We start from the raw sequence: 14,904 nt of genomic DNA, 5'->3' as shown, positions 1-14,904 counted from the left end.
TGCCTGAAAAACAGTGAATCCCATAAGGAAGGAGGCCGATCCATGGCCATCAATACCGGCGCTGCGCTGTTGGATGCCATTGTGCTGGCGGTGGTGGCGCGGGAGGAGCAGGGAACCTACGGGTATAAAATCACCCAGGAAGTCCGGCAGGTGCTGGATCTGTCGGAATCCACCCTGTATCCTGTGCTGCGCCGTCTGCAGAAGGATGGATGCCTGACCGTGCGGGATGAAGCGTACAACGGCCGCAACCGCCGTTATTACGAGGTCACGGAGGCCGGGCGCGACCGGCTGGAGGCCTTCCAGGAGGAATGGGAGGCTTATACCAGCCAGATCAACAAATTGTTTAAGGGGGAGCCGTTATGAGGAAGTATGCCTATCTGGCCCGGCTGGAAGAGCTGCTGGCCGCCCTGCCTGCCGAGGAACGGCAGGATGCCCTGAACTACTATGAAGAATATTTCGATGCGGCCGGCAGTGAGCAGGAGGAAAAGACGGCGGAAGCGCTGGGCGACCCGACAGAGGTGGCCCGCAAGATTCTGGAGGGGAGGGCATTGCCCTTCAGGAGACACCGGCCGAGGAAAAAACACCTGCCGACACGCCGCAGCCGGAAGCAAAGCCCTGTCCGGAAACCGCCACGCCGGTAGCACCGCCCGCCGGACCCGAGCCGCCGGCGCCGGACCATCCAGCAGCCAGTGCAGACAAGGGCATCCCTGCACCTTCCGCCACTCCCAAACGTGTCCGGCGTCGGCTGTGGATCATCTACTGGCTGCTCATCGCGCTGGCGCTTGCCATTCAGATCAGCGCGCTGGTATTCGGGCTGCGCGGTTTCCCCGGCAAGGGCGGCGATACGGCCTCTATGGCGGTGGAAGGCGGGGTTTCGGAGCCGGATGCCACCGAGGTGACTCCCATGCCCACGGCAGCTGCCGGCCTGGAAGCCCAGGGAGCCGTTACCTACAGCGGTGTGCTGGATGCGCCCGGTGAAGGGACCTTCTATGTCAACCTCACCCGGGGCAATGTGGTCTTCCGCACGGGGGAACAGGCGTCGGTGGAAGTGCGCAATGTGGATGTGAGCCACAATGTCAATTACGGCAAGACGGTGGATTACGGTTATGCCTTTGTCTGTGACAGCACCGATCCCGATACCCATGTGACGATCACCCTGCCGCCGGATGCTTTTAACCGGGTGGAGGTACACATCAGCACCAGCGGCGCCATAGAACTGGGAGACCTGCAGATCCGGCAGCTGGATGCCTTTACCGCCAGCGGCCCTATCCAGTCGGGTAATCTTCGGACGGAATACCTGAATGCGGTGACAGCCATCGGCAACGTCTGGCTGGAAAAAGTGTCCGACGGGACGGAGTACCAGACCCAGGATGTCTGTATACAGGCGCCCCACGGGTATGTGGCAGCCAATTTCAGTGCGCCGCGCAATGAGTGGGAAACGCAGATCACCGCCCCGGACGGCATGGTGGAACGCACGGCTTCCAGCTCGAAAGAACCGACGGCAACACGTTCTTTGGAAGTGGTATCGGCCAGCACCGTGAACCTGCAGTACGGTGTTTCCTGAGCGAATTCCCGGCGGGTTTCCACGATTCACACAAAACAGAATCAATCAAATTGTGCAAAACGACGGTTGACAAGGCCGCTTTAATTTGATAAAGTAATCGTATTGGAAATGCAGTGATGGGGAGAAAGCAATTCCCAGCCAGCTACAGAGAGCCGCCGGATGGTGCAAGGCGGTGCGGCAGGTTTTGCGTCACTGGCCCCGGAGCAGCCGTGCTGATGGCCACAAGGCTGTAGGTGCGGACGGAACCTGACCGTTATCATGCAGGCGCGATTCGCCCGACTGGGGCCGATCGTACAGAGCGGCCGTCCATTTGCAACGGGGACGGCAATGAGAGTGGTACCGCGGGGTACAGCAAGATGTATTTGCTCCCGTCTCTCAAAGGCAAAACGCCTTTGAGGGACGGTTTTTTTATTGCCTCCTTCAAGGGCACACGAAACCTTGAAGGAGGCATTTTCTATGATGGACGCAACCAAGTACGCAGTAGGGTATTATCCGCCGCCGGTAGAACCGGGGCATGTATTCCAGTGGACGCAGAAGGACCACATCGAGAAGGCGCCGATCTGGTGCAGCGTGGACCTGCGCGACGGCAACCAGAGCCTCATCGTTCCCATGAGCCTGGAGGAGAAGCTGGAATTCTACGATATGCTGGTGAAGATCGGCTTCAAGGAGATCGAGGTCGGTTTCCCGGCCGCCAGCGAGACCGAGTACGAGTTCCTGCGCAAGCTCATCGAGGAGGACCGGGTACCCTCCGATGTGACGCTGCAGGTGCTGACCCAGTGCCGCGACCACATCATCCGCAAGACCTTTGAGGCGGTCAAGGGTGCGCCCCGGGCCATCATCCACTTCTACAATTCCACCAGCGTGGCCCAGCGGGAACAGGTGTTCAAGAAGTCCAAGGAGGAGATCAAGCAGATCGCCGTGGACGGCGCCAAGCTGGTCAAGCAGCTCAGCGAGGAGTACGAGGGGAACTTCCTGTTCGAGTACAGCCCCGAGAGCTTTACCGGCACCGAGCCGGAGTACGCGGTGGAGGTCTGCAACGCCGTGCTGGATGTCATGCAGCCCACCCCCGATCGGCCCATGATCATCAATCTGCCGGTCACCGTGGAGATGAGCATGCCGCACATCTACGCCAACCAGATCGAGTGGTGCTCCAACCATCTCAAGTACCGGGACAGCGTCATTCTCTCCACCCATCCCCACAATGACCGCGGCTGCGGCGTGGCGGATGCCGAGCTGGCGGTGCTGGCCGGCGCCCAGCGCGTGGAGTGCTGCCTCTTCGGCAACGGCGAGCGCACCGGCAACGTGGATGCCATCACGCTGGCCATGAATATGTACAGCCACGGCGTGGACCCGCATCTGGATTTCAGCGATATGCCCGCCATCTGCGAGGTGTATGAGCGGGTCACCCGCATGCATGTCTACGAGCGTTCTCCCTATGCCGGCAGCCTGGTCTTTGCGGCGTTCAGCGGCAGCCATCAGGATGCCATCGCCAAGGGCATGACCTGGCGCAAGGAGAAGGGCGAGCATCGCTGGACCTGCCCCTATATCCCGGTGGACCCCCACGACATCGGCCGCACCTACGACGCCGATGTCATCCGCATCAATTCCCAGAGCGGCAAGGGCGGCATCGGCTTCCTGCTGCAGCAGAACTACGGCTACAACCCGCCGCCCAAGATGCGGGAGGATCTGGGCTACCGCGTCAAGGAAGTCAGCGACCACGAGCATCGCGAGCTGAGTGTCAAGGAAGTGCTGTATGTCTTCGAGCGCGCCTACCTTAACCACACCAGCCCCTTCAATGTGACCGAGGCCCATTTCGTGCAGAATCCCGATCACACCATCACGGCCAACATCACCATTTCGGACAACGGCAAAACGGCCACCTGCACCGCCACCGGCAACGGCCGTCTGGACGCCGTGGCCACGGCCATCGAGCAGCAGACCGGCATGCACTTCACGCTGGTGCACTACAGCGAACATGCGCTGGATTCCGATACCGATTCCCGTGCCTGCTCCTACGTGGGCCTGAAGTGGGCCTCCGGCGAGGAGACCTGGGGCTGCGGCACCCACACCGACATCATCGTGGCCGGTATCCGCGCCCTTGTCAGTGCCATCAACAACAAGTAAGGTACGCCATTACGAAAGGAGCAGTTCATCATGGGAATGACCATGACCCAGAAGATCCTGGCCGCCCATTGCGGGGAAACCACCGTCAAGGCAGGCCAGCTCATCAACGCCAAACTGGATATTGTGCTGGGCAATGACATCACCACGCCGGTGGCCATCAATGAGTTTGAAAAGGCCGGGTTTGACTCGGTTTTCGATAAGACCCGCGTAAACATTGTGCTGGATCATTTTGTCCCCAACAAGGATATCAAGAGCGCCACCCAGTCCAAGCAGTGCCGGGAGTTTGCCAACAAATACGACATCCTCAACTTCTACGACGTGGGCGAGATGGGCATCGAGCACGCCCTCCTGCCCGAGAAGGGCATCGTCACGGCGGGCGACTGCATCATCGGCGCCGACAGCCACACCTGCACCTACGGCGCGGTGGGCGCTTTCTCCACCGGCGTGGGCTCCACCGATATGGCCGCCGGCATGGCCAAGGGCGTGGCCTGGTTCAAGGTGCCCGCCGCCATCAAGGTGGTGCTCACCGGCAGCCTGCACCGCCCGGTCAGCGGCAAGGATGTCATCCTGCACCTGATCGGCGAGATCGGCGTCTCGGGCGCTTTGTACAAGAGCCTCGAGTTCACCGGCGACGGCGTCAGGAGCCTGACCATGGAGGATCGCCTCTGCATCTGCAATATGGCCATCGAGGCCGGTGCCAAGAATGGTATCTTCCCGGTGGATGAGATCTGCGAGGCCTACCTCAAGGGCCGCAGCCAGCGCCCCTGGGTGAAGTACGAGGCTGATCCCGACGCGGAGTACGAGCGCACCGTGACCATCGACCTGGATGCGCTGGAGCCCACCGTCAGCTACCCCCACCTGCCCGAGAATACCCACCTGGCCAAGGAGGGTAAGGACATCAGGATCGACCAGATCGTCATCGGTTCCTGCACCAACGGCCGCATCGAGGACATGCAGGCGGCCTACGAGATCCTCAAGGGCAAGCACATCGCCAAGGGCGTGCGGGGCATCATCATTCCGGCCACCATGGCGGTTTATAAGGAATGTATCCTCCGCGGCTATACCGAAGCCTTCATTGACGCGGGCTGCATCGTCTCCACGCCCACCTGCGGCCCCTGCCTGGGCGGCTACATGGGCATTCTGGCGGCCGGAGAGCGCTGCGTCTCCACCACCAACCGCAACTTTGTGGGCCGCATGGGCCATGTGGATTCCGAAGTCTACCTGGCCAGCCCGGCCACGGCGGCGGCCAGCGCGCTGACCGGCTACATCACCGATCCCAGGGAGGTTTGAATATGAACGCCAAAGGACCTGTTTTCAAATACGGTGACAACATCGACACCGACGTGATCATTCCGGCGCGGTATCTGAACACCCAGAGCGCGGCGGAACTGGCCAGCCACTGTATGGAGGATATCGACAAAACCTTCGTCACCCGGGTCAAGCCCGGCGACATCATGGTGGGCGGCGAAAACTTCGGCTGCGGTTCCTCCCGGGAGCACGCGCCGCTGGCCATCAAGACGGCGGGCATCAGCTGTGTCATTGCCAAGAGTTTTGCCCGCATCTTCTACCGCAACGCCATCAACATCGGCCTGCCGATCCTGGAGTGCCCGGCGGCCAGCGAGGCTATCTCGGAGGGGGACACCGTCAGCATCGACTTTGACACCGGCGTCATCACCGACGAGACCACCGGCCAGACCTTCCAGGCGGCGCCTTTCCCGCCCTTTATCCAGAACATTATTGCCAAGGGCGGCCTGATGAACAGCCTGAAATAAGGGAGAAAAGACCCATGAACAAGAATATTGCACTGATTTACGGCGACTGCTCCAGCCCCGAGATCGTCACCCAGGCGGTGCGGGTGCTGGACAAGATCGCCGCTAAGCACGGCCATACCTTTACCTATACCCGTGCCTATATGGGCGGCGAAGCCATCGACAAGTTCGGCGACCCGCTGCCGGCGTCGGAGCTGGAAAAATGCAAGGCGTCGGACAGCGTCCTGCTGGGGGCCATCGGCGGTCCCAAGTGGGAGGGCATGCCTGGTGACAAGCGCCCCGAAAAAGGTCTGCTGCGGCTGCGTGCCGGCATGGGGCTGTATGCCAACAACCGCCCGGCCAAGATCTGGCCCCAGCTGGCGGCGGCCAGCCCGCTGAAGGCGGAAATCGTGGCCAAGGGCATCGACTTCATCGTGGTGCGGGAACTCATCGGCGGTGTCTACTTCGGCGAACACAAAACCTATGAGGAAAACGGCGAGAAGGTGGCCGTGGACACCATGCCCTATGCGGAACATGAGATCGAACGCATCGGCCGCATCGGCTTTGAGACGGCCATGAAGCGCCGCAAGAAGCTGACCTGCGTGGACAAGGCCAACGTGCTGGATACCAGCCGCCTGTGGCGCGCCGTCATGCACCGGCTGGCAGCGGAGTACCCCGAGGTGGAGTACAGCGAGATGTTCGTGGACAACTGCGCCATGCAGATCTGCAAGAATCCGGCCCAGTTCGATGTGATCGTGACCGAGAATATGTTCGGCGACATTCTCTCCGACGAAGCCAGCGAGATCACCGGCAGCATCGGCATGGTGCCGTCCTCCTCCCTGGGGGAGGGCAGCTGCGGGCTGTATGAGCCCATCCACGGCTCGGCGCCCGATATCGCCGGCCAGGATGTGGTCAACCCCATTGCCTGCATTCTGTCGGCAGCCATGATGCTGCGCTACAGCTTCGATATGCCCGCCGAGGCCGATGAAATTGAGGCGGCCGTCAATGCGGTGCTGGACAAAGGACTGCGCACCGCCGACATGATGGCTCCGGGCTGCACCCAGGTGGGATGCACCGCCATGGGCGACGCCATTCTGGCGGAACTGTAAAAGCCATTCCCCGCCGCGGTTCTGTGCGGAACAGCGGTTGAAACATACCGGCGGCCAAGACGCCGGAATAGGTTGTGGAGGAGAGGGGAGGCAGCTTCCCCGCGGCAAGGACCGCAAACAGCTGCTGCGGCGATATACCGTTTGTGCGAGCGGTATATCCATGACAAAACGGTACCCCCGGCAATGAGCTATCTGCGGGCTCATCGCCGGGGGTACGTTGTTTGGAGGAGCTTTCAGGAAGACTGTACCTCCTGCCAGGGATGGCGGGCGGCGCAGCGATTGTAATGTACGGTCTGCCAGACCTGGCAGAGGAGCGCCCACAGCAGTTCATAGGCAATGGCGGCCCAGTAGCTCATGGTGACGGGGTAGGTGGGCGAAATGAAGTTGGGCAGAAGGCAGATGGCCACAAAGACGGCCAGCATCAGGATGTACCACAAAATCTGGGGAAGGTTGCCATACCGGACCTTGATCTTGAGGGCGATGCGCTGGAACCAGGCCCAGACACACAGCCAGAGCAGCCATCGGAAGGGGGAGGAGATGATCCGGACAGCCTGGGGATCCTTGGCGCCGGGCACCAGCAGCACCGACAGATTGAGTAGTACCATGATGAGCATCATCCGGGGATACCAGGTGCAGACTTCATCCAGCGGTGTGCCGCGGGGCAGGTCGGGGGCCAGTTCCAAAAGAAACCGGTCGGTATCACCGCCCACTTCCTGCTGCGGCGTGCGGCCCTCCAGCTCGCACCGGGCCGCCATGCCGATCAGATCCTTGCGGATGCGCTCCATCTCATACCGGTTCCAGGTCAGGGCCTGCAGCCGCCCGACCATCTCCTTGAGTGTCATGCGGTCCTCTGTGTTCAGTGTTTCTTCGCTGAGATCGTTGGCCTTTTTCAGAAGGGTATACTGGTTTTGCAGCAACATACCGGGTCACATCCTTTCGGTGGTGAAAGAGAAGGGAAAACTCAGTCTTGCAGAATGGCATCGATGCTGGCAGACGTTTCTCGCCAGGCCGCCATGAATTCTGCCAGATACTGGCGGCCATCGTCGGTCAGGATGTAGTATTTTCGGCTGGGACCGCCATGCCCGGCCCGGTATTCGGCCAGGATCAGCCCCTTGCGTTCCAGGCGCAGCAGCAGGGGATAGAGGGTGCCCTCGGTCAGGTCGGCGAATCCACTCTCCCGCAGGGTGGAGGCGATGGCATAGCCGTAGGTGGGCTCGCGGGCGATGATCTTCAGGATGCAGCCCTCCAGTGTGCCCTTGCGCAGCTGTGCCCGGTCAAACATCGGCTCACCTCCACTACCTTGCATTACCATGTTCTTTGACTATATTGTATCGCAAGGTACTCCCGCTGTCAAGCAGAAAATGAAAAAAGCGGCAGTCATTTTACTGCCGCTTTGAAAAGATCAGTTGCGTTTGGAGCGGGGACGGTACCACAGGTTGGTCAGGGCATTGCAGACGCGGTTGACCGGGCTGCTGTAGAGGATGCACAGTGTGCCCAGGGCCTCCAGGGTGAACCAGGCGATGATGACGGGCACCGGGTGTTCCCGGGCGGGCTCATAGAAGCCGAGATCCACCAGGAAGGTCAGGATGGGCATGTGCAGCAGATAGATGGGCAGGGTACGCCGCCCAAGCGGGATCAGCGCGCGGAGACCGCCCAGCACGGCCACCAGCGCCACGCTGGTGACGATGCCCACCAGCAGAAAGCGTGCCCGGTCGGCCATGACATAGCCCTCCTGGTAGGCCACATCGTTGAAGATCTTGGCGCTTTCCCCCGGGGGATTCTCAAAGTGCATCAGCTGCCAGAAGTAGTAGCCGTAGCCTCCCAGCAAAAGAAGGGCGGGAACCACCCGCACCGCCCAGAAGCGGTGGGCGGCCTGGTCCAGCAGATCGATCTGGGGGCGGAAAAGCACGCCGAAGACGTAGAAGGGATAGAAGGCAAAAACCCGGACCAGCGTGAACGGCCATTCGATGGTGCCCGCCCACAGGCTGATGGCCACCGACAGCGCCAGACCCAGCACCGCACCGGGCAGGCGCAGTTTGTCCCGCAGGAAGATGAGCACCGGCAGGGTCAGATGCCAGAACAGCAGGGCGTAGAGATACCACATGTGCCGCCATGGCAGCAGAAAGGCCATCAGGATGCCGCCGGAAGGGGCGAAGTCTTCCCGCAGCACGATCACACGGAAAGCCAGCATGATGGCCTGCCCCAGAAGGTAAAGCCAGAGCTGCTGGAGCAGGAGTTTGCGCAGACTGAAATGGGCCACCAGGCCGCTGCACATGCAGAACAGCGCCATGTGGAACCAGTAGATGATGACAAAGACCGAACCGATCAGGTGGGAACCCAGCCGGTACTGTTCCATGAAGTGACCGAATACCACCAGCAGGATGCCCAAACCTTTCAGGACATCGATGTAATCCCGTCTGGGAGATGCGTTTTGTTGTTGCAACAAAGCAAACCCTCCTTTATCAAAAAGTGCGGGCTGGTTTCAGCCCGCGCTGCGGATATGGGGTATTATGCGCGTTCCCAGGGAGAGCGAACGATCTCCCCGGAATCTACCTTGCGGCAGGGGGCAACCTCGGCGCCGGCCTTGACAATGCCGCCCGGGGCCACATGCACACCGCGGCCCAGCACGGCGTCATGGTCCACGATGGCACCGCCGTTCACGATGCAGCCCACCCCCAGATGGGCACCGGCCCCCACGTAAGCCTGGGGCAGAATCACACAGCCCGGCTCCAGCACGGCGCTGGGGCTCACCGAGGCGGAAGCGCTGATGTACACAGGGGTATCGTAACCGGCAGCGGCCAGCTTTTGCAGCAGCTTCACCCGCAGTTCATTGTCACCCAGCGCCACAAAGGCGGGGCGGCCGGGATGCAGCAGGGCAGGGTCGGCGTAGTCGTGCAGCGTGCCGGCGCAGCCGGGGGCGTTGTCGTCCAGAAAAACGGCCTCACCCCAGCCATCGTCCAGCAGCCAGTCGGCCAGCTGCCGGCCAAAACCGCCTTTTCCCAGAATCAGGGGGCGGCGATGAAGAGACGGACGCGGAAATACTTCCATAGATTATTCCTCCTGAGCAGCCCCCGTATCGGCGCTGCTTTCAGCAGTCGGATCCGCGGTGCCCTCCGTGCCTTCGGCTGCGTTTTCGGAGCCCTCTTCGGTGGCGGTCTCCAGGCTGGTGCGGGGCTGGACCGCCAGAGGATCGGGCAGCGTGTTGTTTTGCAGGTCCTGCAAGACCTGGGGAATACCGGGGAAGAAGCGCTCCAGCCCGGTGCCTGAGCAGTGCAGGCCGTCAAAGAAGTCGGTCTCCTGCAGCCCCTCGATGCATTCCGGGTCATAACTGCCGTACAGCGGAATGTTGTGCTCGGCTGCGTACTGCCGCACCCAGTTTTCCACCTGGAAGAAGCCCTTGTGATTGTCCGGCTCGGTCAGCAGATAGCCGTACAGGTAGGGGTGCCAGGGGGAGAGTACCAGGATCACGGTGGTGCCCTGGGACTGGGCGTACTGGATGAAGGAGTCGAAGGCCTGCATCTGGGTGTCACTCAGGGCATCGAAGCCTTCCATATGTACGCTGTTGAAGCTCATACAGGCTTCGGCGGCCAGCGTCCGGATCTGGTCGGCACTCTGGTTGCGGAACGCCACGTCGTACAGCACGCTGCCGTCCGACCGCTTGATGGTGGAGGTCTGGTTGTAGGGATCGCCCTCCACGGGATTGAACTCGATGACATTACCGTCGTCATCGGTGACGGTGGCCTGGCCGTGGTTCTTCACGTAGTAATCCACGTTGCCCTGGAAATAGGCGGGGTCAGCCAGCGCACGCCACAATTCCACCTTGTCCGGTTCCTCGTAATCGGTGGGAACATTCAGAACCTTGGTCAGAAATTCGTTGTACAGGTCGGCGTCGGCACGGGAGTCAAAGGCCGCTTCGCTGCCGTAGAAGACCCAGGGGTCCAGGCTCCACAGCAGGACTTTGGGTGTTTTGCCGTAGCTGACCATCTTGTAATAGCTGGTCATATTGTCCCGGACATCGGCACCGGTAACACCCATGTTGAAGAAACTCTCCACGCCGGTGTTTTCCTGGTTGAACTGCAGCACCCGGCTGGAGCCGATGCCGATGGCCTCCGGCGCTTCAGGCACGTCCTGCGCATACAATTGTACGACCTGCCGTTCATCCATCTGCTCGAAATTGGTCACATCGTACCCTTCCAGCATCAGGTCCACGATGCGGCGGGGTGCCAGGGCACCCTGGAACAGACCGCTGCGGTCCACGTTGTAGCTGAAAGCCACCATGAAGACCAGGATAGGCACCAGCAGCAGGCACTTGAAGGCGGTTTTGGCGCCGAAGAAGAGACGCCGCGCCAGACCTTGCAGAAACCACACAAAGGGGTTGATGCGCTTCTGTTTCCGGCGGGGACGGGCAGGCGTTGCCGTCGGAGCACCGCGGTGGATCCTGACAGGCGGTGTGGGAATGGGGGTAGGGGAATTTGCAGACATTGAATACACCGCCTTTCGTCAGTATTGCTGATAGATGAACGCCGACTGGCCGAACGCCGCAAAGAAGAGGATGGCAGCCGCCGCCGTGTAGTAGAGGGTCCAGCGCAGCGGCCAGACCTGTTTGCGGATCCAGGCGGAGACATTCTGTCCGGTGTGTTCCACCGCAAAGACCACGAAGCAGCCAAACCAGAGCACCACCGGCAGGCGTCCGTCGATGCCGGAATCATAGAGCAGCGCCGTGATCTGGTGCCAGCTGCCGGCCAGATCCTGCCAGCCCTGGAGCATGGCGCCGTAGATGGCGAAGGGATCGGCGTTGTAGAGTGCGCTGGCAAAGAAGACCAGCGTGAAGCAGAACAGTACATTGGTGCACAGAATCTGCCACAGCGTCTTGAACCAGCTGGCCCGGTACAGCGGATTCACGCGGCCCAGCGCCCGGCGGGGCCGGGCGGTCAGCACGCTGAAGGCGGAGATCAGGCCGCAGGCCAGACCCCAGGCCAGATAGCGCCAGTCGGCACCATGCCAGAGACCCGAGCACAGGAAAACTATGATGATATTGAGATAGTGGCGCCAGGGGGCGCAGCGGCTGCCGCCCAGGGAAAAGTAGACATAATCCCGGAACCAGCCGGTCATCGAGATATGCCAGCGGCGCCAGAAATCGCCGAAGCTGCGGGATTCAAAGGGGGACTGGAAGTTTTCGATCAGGTCGTACCCCAGAATACGCGCAGCGCCCAGGGCAATGTCACAGCAGCCGGAGAAATCCATGTACAGCTGGATGGCAAACAGAACGGTGGCCGCCACCAGGTTGGGCCCACTCATGGTGGTGGGATCGCCGTACACCACCGAGACATAATGGCTCAGGTTGTCGGCAATCACCATCTTTTTGGTGTAGCCCCACAGCATGCGGAAGGCACCGCCGGCGCAGCGGCTGTAACTGAAGCGGCGGCTTTTCTGAATCTGGGGCCGCAGCTGGGGATAACGTTCGATGGGGCCGTTGATGAGGGTTGGAAAGAAGCTCACAAACAGGGCATAGTGGAACGGATTGGTCTCCACCCGGCAGCGGTGCTTGAACACGTCGATGGTGTAGCTCAGCGCGGTAAAGGTAAAGTAGCTCAGTCCCAGCGGCGCCAGCAGATTGTCCCGGCGGGCCAGCCAGCTGCCGCCCAGACTGTCGGCCAAAAGGTTCCAGTATTTGTAGTAGATGAGCACCCCAATGCCGAAGGCGATGGCGACCAGCAGCGCCACTACCTGCACGGCACGGTTCTTGATCCGCCCGATGAGCAGACCGCACAGCCAGGTAACCAGGGTGGCACCCAGCAGCACTCCCACCAGCGGGCGGTTGGCCGGGTCATAGCAGAAAAAGGCGTAGCTGGCCGCCAGCAGGAAATAGGGACGGGCAATGCGCGGCAGCGCATAGTGGATCAGTGCCGTTGCCGCAAAAAAGACAAGAAACAGCAACGAGGTGATCGTCATTGTCTGGTCCCCGCTCAGAAAGGCGAGAACCTGTTCCCAGGTGATTGTCATACTCTCTCTCCGTTCACACAACCGATAACCGCCGCAGGGTTATTGCTTTTCTTCCAGATCCCGCACGCGCTTCTCCAGAATGGCGTTGGCCTGGGTCAGGCGTCTGCATTTATCTGCCAGCTGACTGATGGCAATGCTCAGGGACAGCAGCACCACCAGCACAAAACAGAACATCAGCAAAAACACCAGATTGACCGGCATCTCGATGTCCAGCAGATCCCGCAGCACATAGATCACATAGGGGAAGACCGCCGCAACGACCAGTCCCACAGCCAGTGCCAGCCACAGAAGGCTGTACTTGACGCTCATCAGACCGCGTTTCAGGAACGCGAAGATAATCAGCAGCAGCGCCACGGCGCCCAGAATCATGAAAAATTGAAGCTGTGGTGTCATGCCTTGCCCCCCCGTGTCTTGTGGATGGAAAAGCGGTCAATGATCAGGGCCAGTGAGACTTTGACCATGTAGTAGACGCTTCTGAAGCTGGAAATGCTGGACACACCGCCCTGGCGCTCCCGCATGATGACGGGGGCCTCCCCGACGGAAAAACCGGCCAGACTGGCCGCCAGGATGGCTTCCGGCTCCGGGTAGTCGGCGGCGTAATGCCGGGCAAAATAGTCGGTCATCCGGGCGTTGGTGGCGCGGAATCCGCTGGTCACATCCAGCACACGCTTGCCGCAGAGCAGGTGAATCAGCCCGCTGAGGAAGCGGATACCCACCCGGCGCATGAAGCTGGTCTGGAAGCCCTCCTTGCGGATGAAACGGCTGCCGATACACATATCGAACTGTCCGTCCAGTACAGGCTGGATGATTTCCCGCAGATAGGCGGGGTCATGCTGTCCGTCGCCATCCATCTGGACGGTGACATCGTATCCGTTGCGCGCCGCATACAGATACCCGCACTGCACACCGCCGCCGATGCCAAGGTTGACCGGCAGATCCAAAAAGGGATAGCCGCGGCTTTTCAGCAGGGCAGCGCTGCCGTCGGTGGAACAGTCGTTGATGACCAGAAAATCCACGTCGGGGCAGACCGCCTTCAGGCGTTCCACCGTGCCGACGATGTTTTCCTCCTCGTTGTAGCAGGGAATCAGCACCAAAATTTTTTCGTCCAAAGGTGTACCTCACATCCGGGCGTTCACTCGCCCTGCAAAATAAACGTTTCCAGCCGGCGCAGCAGTTCCGCCCGGCGGTAATGTGCCTGATAGTAGGCCTTGGCCCTGGCGCCCAGGGCGGCCCGCTCCTCGGCGGACATCTGTACCAGGCGCACCATGTTCCGGGCCAGCGCCTGCTGGTCACAGGCCGGGCTGACCAGGCCGCCGCCGCTTTGCTGCACGGCTGCAAAACCGGCGCCATTCATGCTGGCCAGGATGGGCTTTCCGGCAGCCATATAGCTGGCCAGCTTGCCGGGAACCGTCAGGCCCAGGTCGGGCGAATCCGACAGGGAGATCAGCAGCGCATCGGCCAGTGCGGTAAACCGGGGCACATCCTTGGCCGGCACGCTGCCGTAAAAGGTCACGGCGTCCTCCGCGTGCAATTCATGGGCCAAGGCCTGCAGGCTCTCCCGGCTCATGCCGTCGCCCACCAGCAACAGATGAAGCGCCGGCGCGCCGGCAGCCCGGGCCTCCAGCACGGCGCGCAGCACCATGTCCAGGCTCTGCGCCGGCGTGAAGGTGCCGGTGAACACCAGGTTGAACCGGCTGGCAAACTGGGCTTCCAAAGCCTCATCCCGCTGGGGCACCGCATAGAAATCTTCGCAGTACTGGGGAATCACTGCCACCGCATCGGGCGTTTTGCCGGTGCGCTGGCAAAGCCGCTGCTGCAGCGGCTCACTCATGGCGATCAGGCGGTCGGCCCGCTTGTAGAGAAAATCGCTGACGCCCTGGGCAATGCGCCGCAGCAGCCCGTTGTGTACCGGCAGAACGCTGTACAGATTTTCCGGCCAGAGGTCCAGCACATAGTTGGTGAAGGGGATATGATGCTTTTTAGCATAGCGGATGGCCGGCCAGCACATGAGCACCGGGCTGGTGTTGAAGCAGAACACTGCATCGTAGCCGCCCGGCAGGCGCTTCAGCGCCGCAGCAGCATGGATGGGCCAGCTCACATAGTTCAGGAAAATGTTGACGCTGGTATTGCCCCGGCGCGGCCACTCTTTGGCCCGGAAGACCCGGGCGCCGCCGTAGGATTCCTCCCAGGGGCCGTGGGGACCGTAGCCCTCAAACCACTCGCCCTTGGGATAGTTGGGCAGTCCGCAGAGCACATCCACTTCCAGGCCGTCCTGTAAAAAACCTTCCACAATATCATTGATGCGGAAGTTCTCCGGCCAGAAGTGCTGGGTTACCACAAGGATGCGTTTACCCAT

The 14,904-nt window shown here is 61.1% G+C and carries 16 protein-coding genes and 1 other annotated feature; of the genes, 7 read left to right on the top strand and 9 right to left on the bottom strand.

The annotated features are described in order from the left end of the window. Positions 1-42: 42 nt before the first annotated feature. The 7 genes from ABGT73_RS07125 to leuB all read left to right on the top strand — a co-directional run bounded on the left by ABGT73_RS07125 (position 43) and on the right by leuB (position 6,545). Positions 43-363 (top strand): PadR family transcriptional regulator, encoded by a 321-nt coding sequence (locus tag ABGT73_RS07125; protein ID WP_346669105.1) that lies wholly within the window; start codon positions 43-45, stop codon positions 361-363. After that, entirely contained in the window at positions 360-641 is a 282-nt protein-coding gene (locus tag ABGT73_RS07120; RefSeq protein WP_346669104.1) for an HAAS signaling domain-containing protein, read from the top strand. The genes ABGT73_RS07125 and ABGT73_RS07120 overlap by 4 nt, the downstream gene beginning before the upstream one ends. 212 nt (positions 642-853) lie before the next feature. Further along, positions 854-1,564 carry a hypothetical protein gene (locus tag ABGT73_RS07115; RefSeq protein WP_346669103.1) on the top strand — a complete coding sequence of 237 codons (711 nt, stop codon included), beginning with the start codon at positions 854-856 and terminating at the stop codon, positions 1,562-1,564. Positions 1,565-1,668: 104 nt separating this feature from the next. Continuing rightward, positions 1,669-1,943: a binding site (T-box leader), on the top strand. Between the two features lie 77 nt (positions 1,944-2,020). Next, positions 2,021-3,688, top strand: a complete 1,668-nt coding sequence (locus tag ABGT73_RS07110) for a 2-isopropylmalate synthase (protein WP_346669102.1) — start codon at positions 2,021-2,023, stop codon at positions 3,686-3,688. Between the two features lie 30 nt (positions 3,689-3,718). Beyond that, on the top strand, positions 3,719-4,978 hold the full coding sequence (gene leuC, locus ABGT73_RS07105) for a 3-isopropylmalate dehydratase large subunit (RefSeq protein WP_346669101.1): 1,260 nt from the start codon (positions 3,719-3,721) through the stop codon (positions 4,976-4,978). A 2-nt stretch (positions 4,979-4,980) separates the two neighbouring features. Beyond that, on the top strand, positions 4,981-5,460 hold the full coding sequence (gene leuD / locus ABGT73_RS07100; protein WP_346669100.1) for a 3-isopropylmalate dehydratase small subunit: 480 nt from the start codon (positions 4,981-4,983) through the stop codon (positions 5,458-5,460). Between the two features lie 14 nt (positions 5,461-5,474). Beyond that, a complete protein-coding gene (gene leuB / locus ABGT73_RS07095) occupies positions 5,475-6,545 on the top strand; it encodes a 3-isopropylmalate dehydrogenase (RefSeq protein ID WP_346669099.1) in 1,071 nt (356 codons plus the stop codon). Positions 6,546-6,778: 233 nt separating this feature from the next. Here the strand turns inward: leuB and ABGT73_RS07090 are convergent, their stop codons facing one another. The 9 genes from ABGT73_RS07090 to ABGT73_RS07050 all read right to left on the bottom strand — a co-directional run bounded on the left by ABGT73_RS07090 (position 6,779) and on the right by ABGT73_RS07050 (position 14,904). After that, positions 6,779-7,465, bottom strand: coding sequence for a hypothetical protein (locus tag ABGT73_RS07090; RefSeq protein WP_346669098.1), 687 nt, complete (start codon positions 7,463-7,465; stop codon positions 6,779-6,781). 41 nt (positions 7,466-7,506) lie between these two features. Further along, entirely contained in the window at positions 7,507-7,827 is a 321-nt protein-coding gene (locus ABGT73_RS07085) for a PadR family transcriptional regulator (RefSeq protein ID WP_346669097.1), read from the bottom strand. A gap of 120 nt (positions 7,828-7,947) precedes the next feature. After that, a complete protein-coding gene (locus tag ABGT73_RS07080) occupies positions 7,948-8,991 on the bottom strand; it encodes an acyltransferase family protein (RefSeq protein WP_346669096.1) in 1,044 nt (347 codons plus the stop codon). A gap of 62 nt (positions 8,992-9,053) precedes the next feature. After that, a complete protein-coding gene (locus tag ABGT73_RS07075) occupies positions 9,054-9,593 on the bottom strand; it encodes a hypothetical protein (RefSeq protein ID WP_346669095.1) in 540 nt (179 codons plus the stop codon). A 3-nt stretch (positions 9,594-9,596) separates the two neighbouring features. Continuing rightward, positions 9,597-11,027, bottom strand: a complete 1,431-nt coding sequence (locus ABGT73_RS07070) for a hypothetical protein (protein ID WP_346669094.1) — start codon at positions 11,025-11,027, stop codon at positions 9,597-9,599. Positions 11,028-11,045: 18 nt separating this feature from the next. After that, positions 11,046-12,548, bottom strand: a complete 1,503-nt coding sequence (locus ABGT73_RS07065) for an MBOAT family O-acyltransferase (protein ID WP_346669093.1) — start codon at positions 12,546-12,548, stop codon at positions 11,046-11,048. Between the two features lie 39 nt (positions 12,549-12,587). After that, the gene (locus ABGT73_RS07060; protein WP_346669092.1) at positions 12,588-12,941 is read right to left on the bottom strand and encodes a DUF2304 domain-containing protein; all 354 of its coding nucleotides are present in this window, start codon (positions 12,939-12,941) and stop codon (positions 12,588-12,590) included. Next, a complete protein-coding gene (locus ABGT73_RS07055; protein ID WP_346669091.1) occupies positions 12,938-13,657 on the bottom strand; it encodes a glycosyltransferase family 2 protein in 720 nt (239 codons plus the stop codon). The genes ABGT73_RS07060 and ABGT73_RS07055 overlap by 4 nt, the downstream gene beginning before the upstream one ends. Positions 13,658-13,680: 23 nt before the next feature. Next, positions 13,681-14,904, bottom strand: a complete 1,224-nt coding sequence (locus tag ABGT73_RS07050) for a glycosyltransferase family 4 protein (protein ID WP_346669090.1) — start codon at positions 14,902-14,904, stop codon at positions 13,681-13,683.

Origin of the sequence: uncultured Subdoligranulum sp. (assembly GCF_963931595.1) — a bacterium.
GTDB lineage: Bacteria > Bacillota > Clostridia > Oscillospirales > Ruminococcaceae > Gemmiger.
This window is presented reverse-complemented; position numbering and strand designations above follow the sequence as displayed.

Excerpts from the sequence above, each read along its gene's own strand:
- ABGT73_RS07125 (WP_346669105.1), top strand. The coding sequence starts at position 43 with ATGGCCATCAATACCGGCGCTGCGCTGTTGGATGCCATTGTGCTGGCG.
- ABGT73_RS07120 (WP_346669104.1), top strand. The coding sequence starts at position 360 with ATGAGGAAGTATGCCTATCTGGCCCGGCTGGAAGAGCTGCTGGCCGCC.
- ABGT73_RS07115 (WP_346669103.1), top strand. The coding sequence starts at position 854 with ATGGCGGTGGAAGGCGGGGTTTCGGAGCCGGATGCCACCGAGGTGACT.
- ABGT73_RS07110 (WP_346669102.1), top strand. The coding sequence starts at position 2,021 with ATGATGGACGCAACCAAGTACGCAGTAGGGTATTATCCGCCGCCGGTA.
- leuC (WP_346669101.1), top strand. The coding sequence starts at position 3,719 with ATGGGAATGACCATGACCCAGAAGATCCTGGCCGCCCATTGCGGGGAA.
- leuD (WP_346669100.1), top strand. The coding sequence starts at position 4,981 with ATGAACGCCAAAGGACCTGTTTTCAAATACGGTGACAACATCGACACC.
- leuB (WP_346669099.1), top strand. The coding sequence starts at position 5,475 with ATGAACAAGAATATTGCACTGATTTACGGCGACTGCTCCAGCCCCGAG.
- ABGT73_RS07090 (WP_346669098.1), bottom strand. The coding sequence starts at position 7,465 with ATGTTGCTGCAAAACCAGTATACCCTTCTGAAAAAGGCCAACGATCTC.
- ABGT73_RS07085 (WP_346669097.1), bottom strand. The coding sequence starts at position 7,827 with ATGTTTGACCGGGCACAGCTGCGCAAGGGCACACTGGAGGGCTGCATC.
- ABGT73_RS07075 (WP_346669095.1), bottom strand. The coding sequence starts at position 9,593 with ATGGAAGTATTTCCGCGTCCGTCTCTTCATCGCCGCCCCCTGATTCTG.
- ABGT73_RS07070 (WP_346669094.1), bottom strand. The coding sequence starts at position 11,027 with ATGTCTGCAAATTCCCCTACCCCCATTCCCACACCGCCTGTCAGGATC.
- ABGT73_RS07065 (WP_346669093.1), bottom strand. The coding sequence starts at position 12,548 with ATGACAATCACCTGGGAACAGGTTCTCGCCTTTCTGAGCGGGGACCAG.
- ABGT73_RS07060 (WP_346669092.1), bottom strand. The coding sequence starts at position 12,941 with ATGACACCACAGCTTCAATTTTTCATGATTCTGGGCGCCGTGGCGCTG.
- ABGT73_RS07050 (WP_346669090.1), bottom strand. The coding sequence starts at position 14,904 with ATGGGTAAACGCATCCTTGTGGTAACCCAGCACTTCTGGCCGGAGAAC.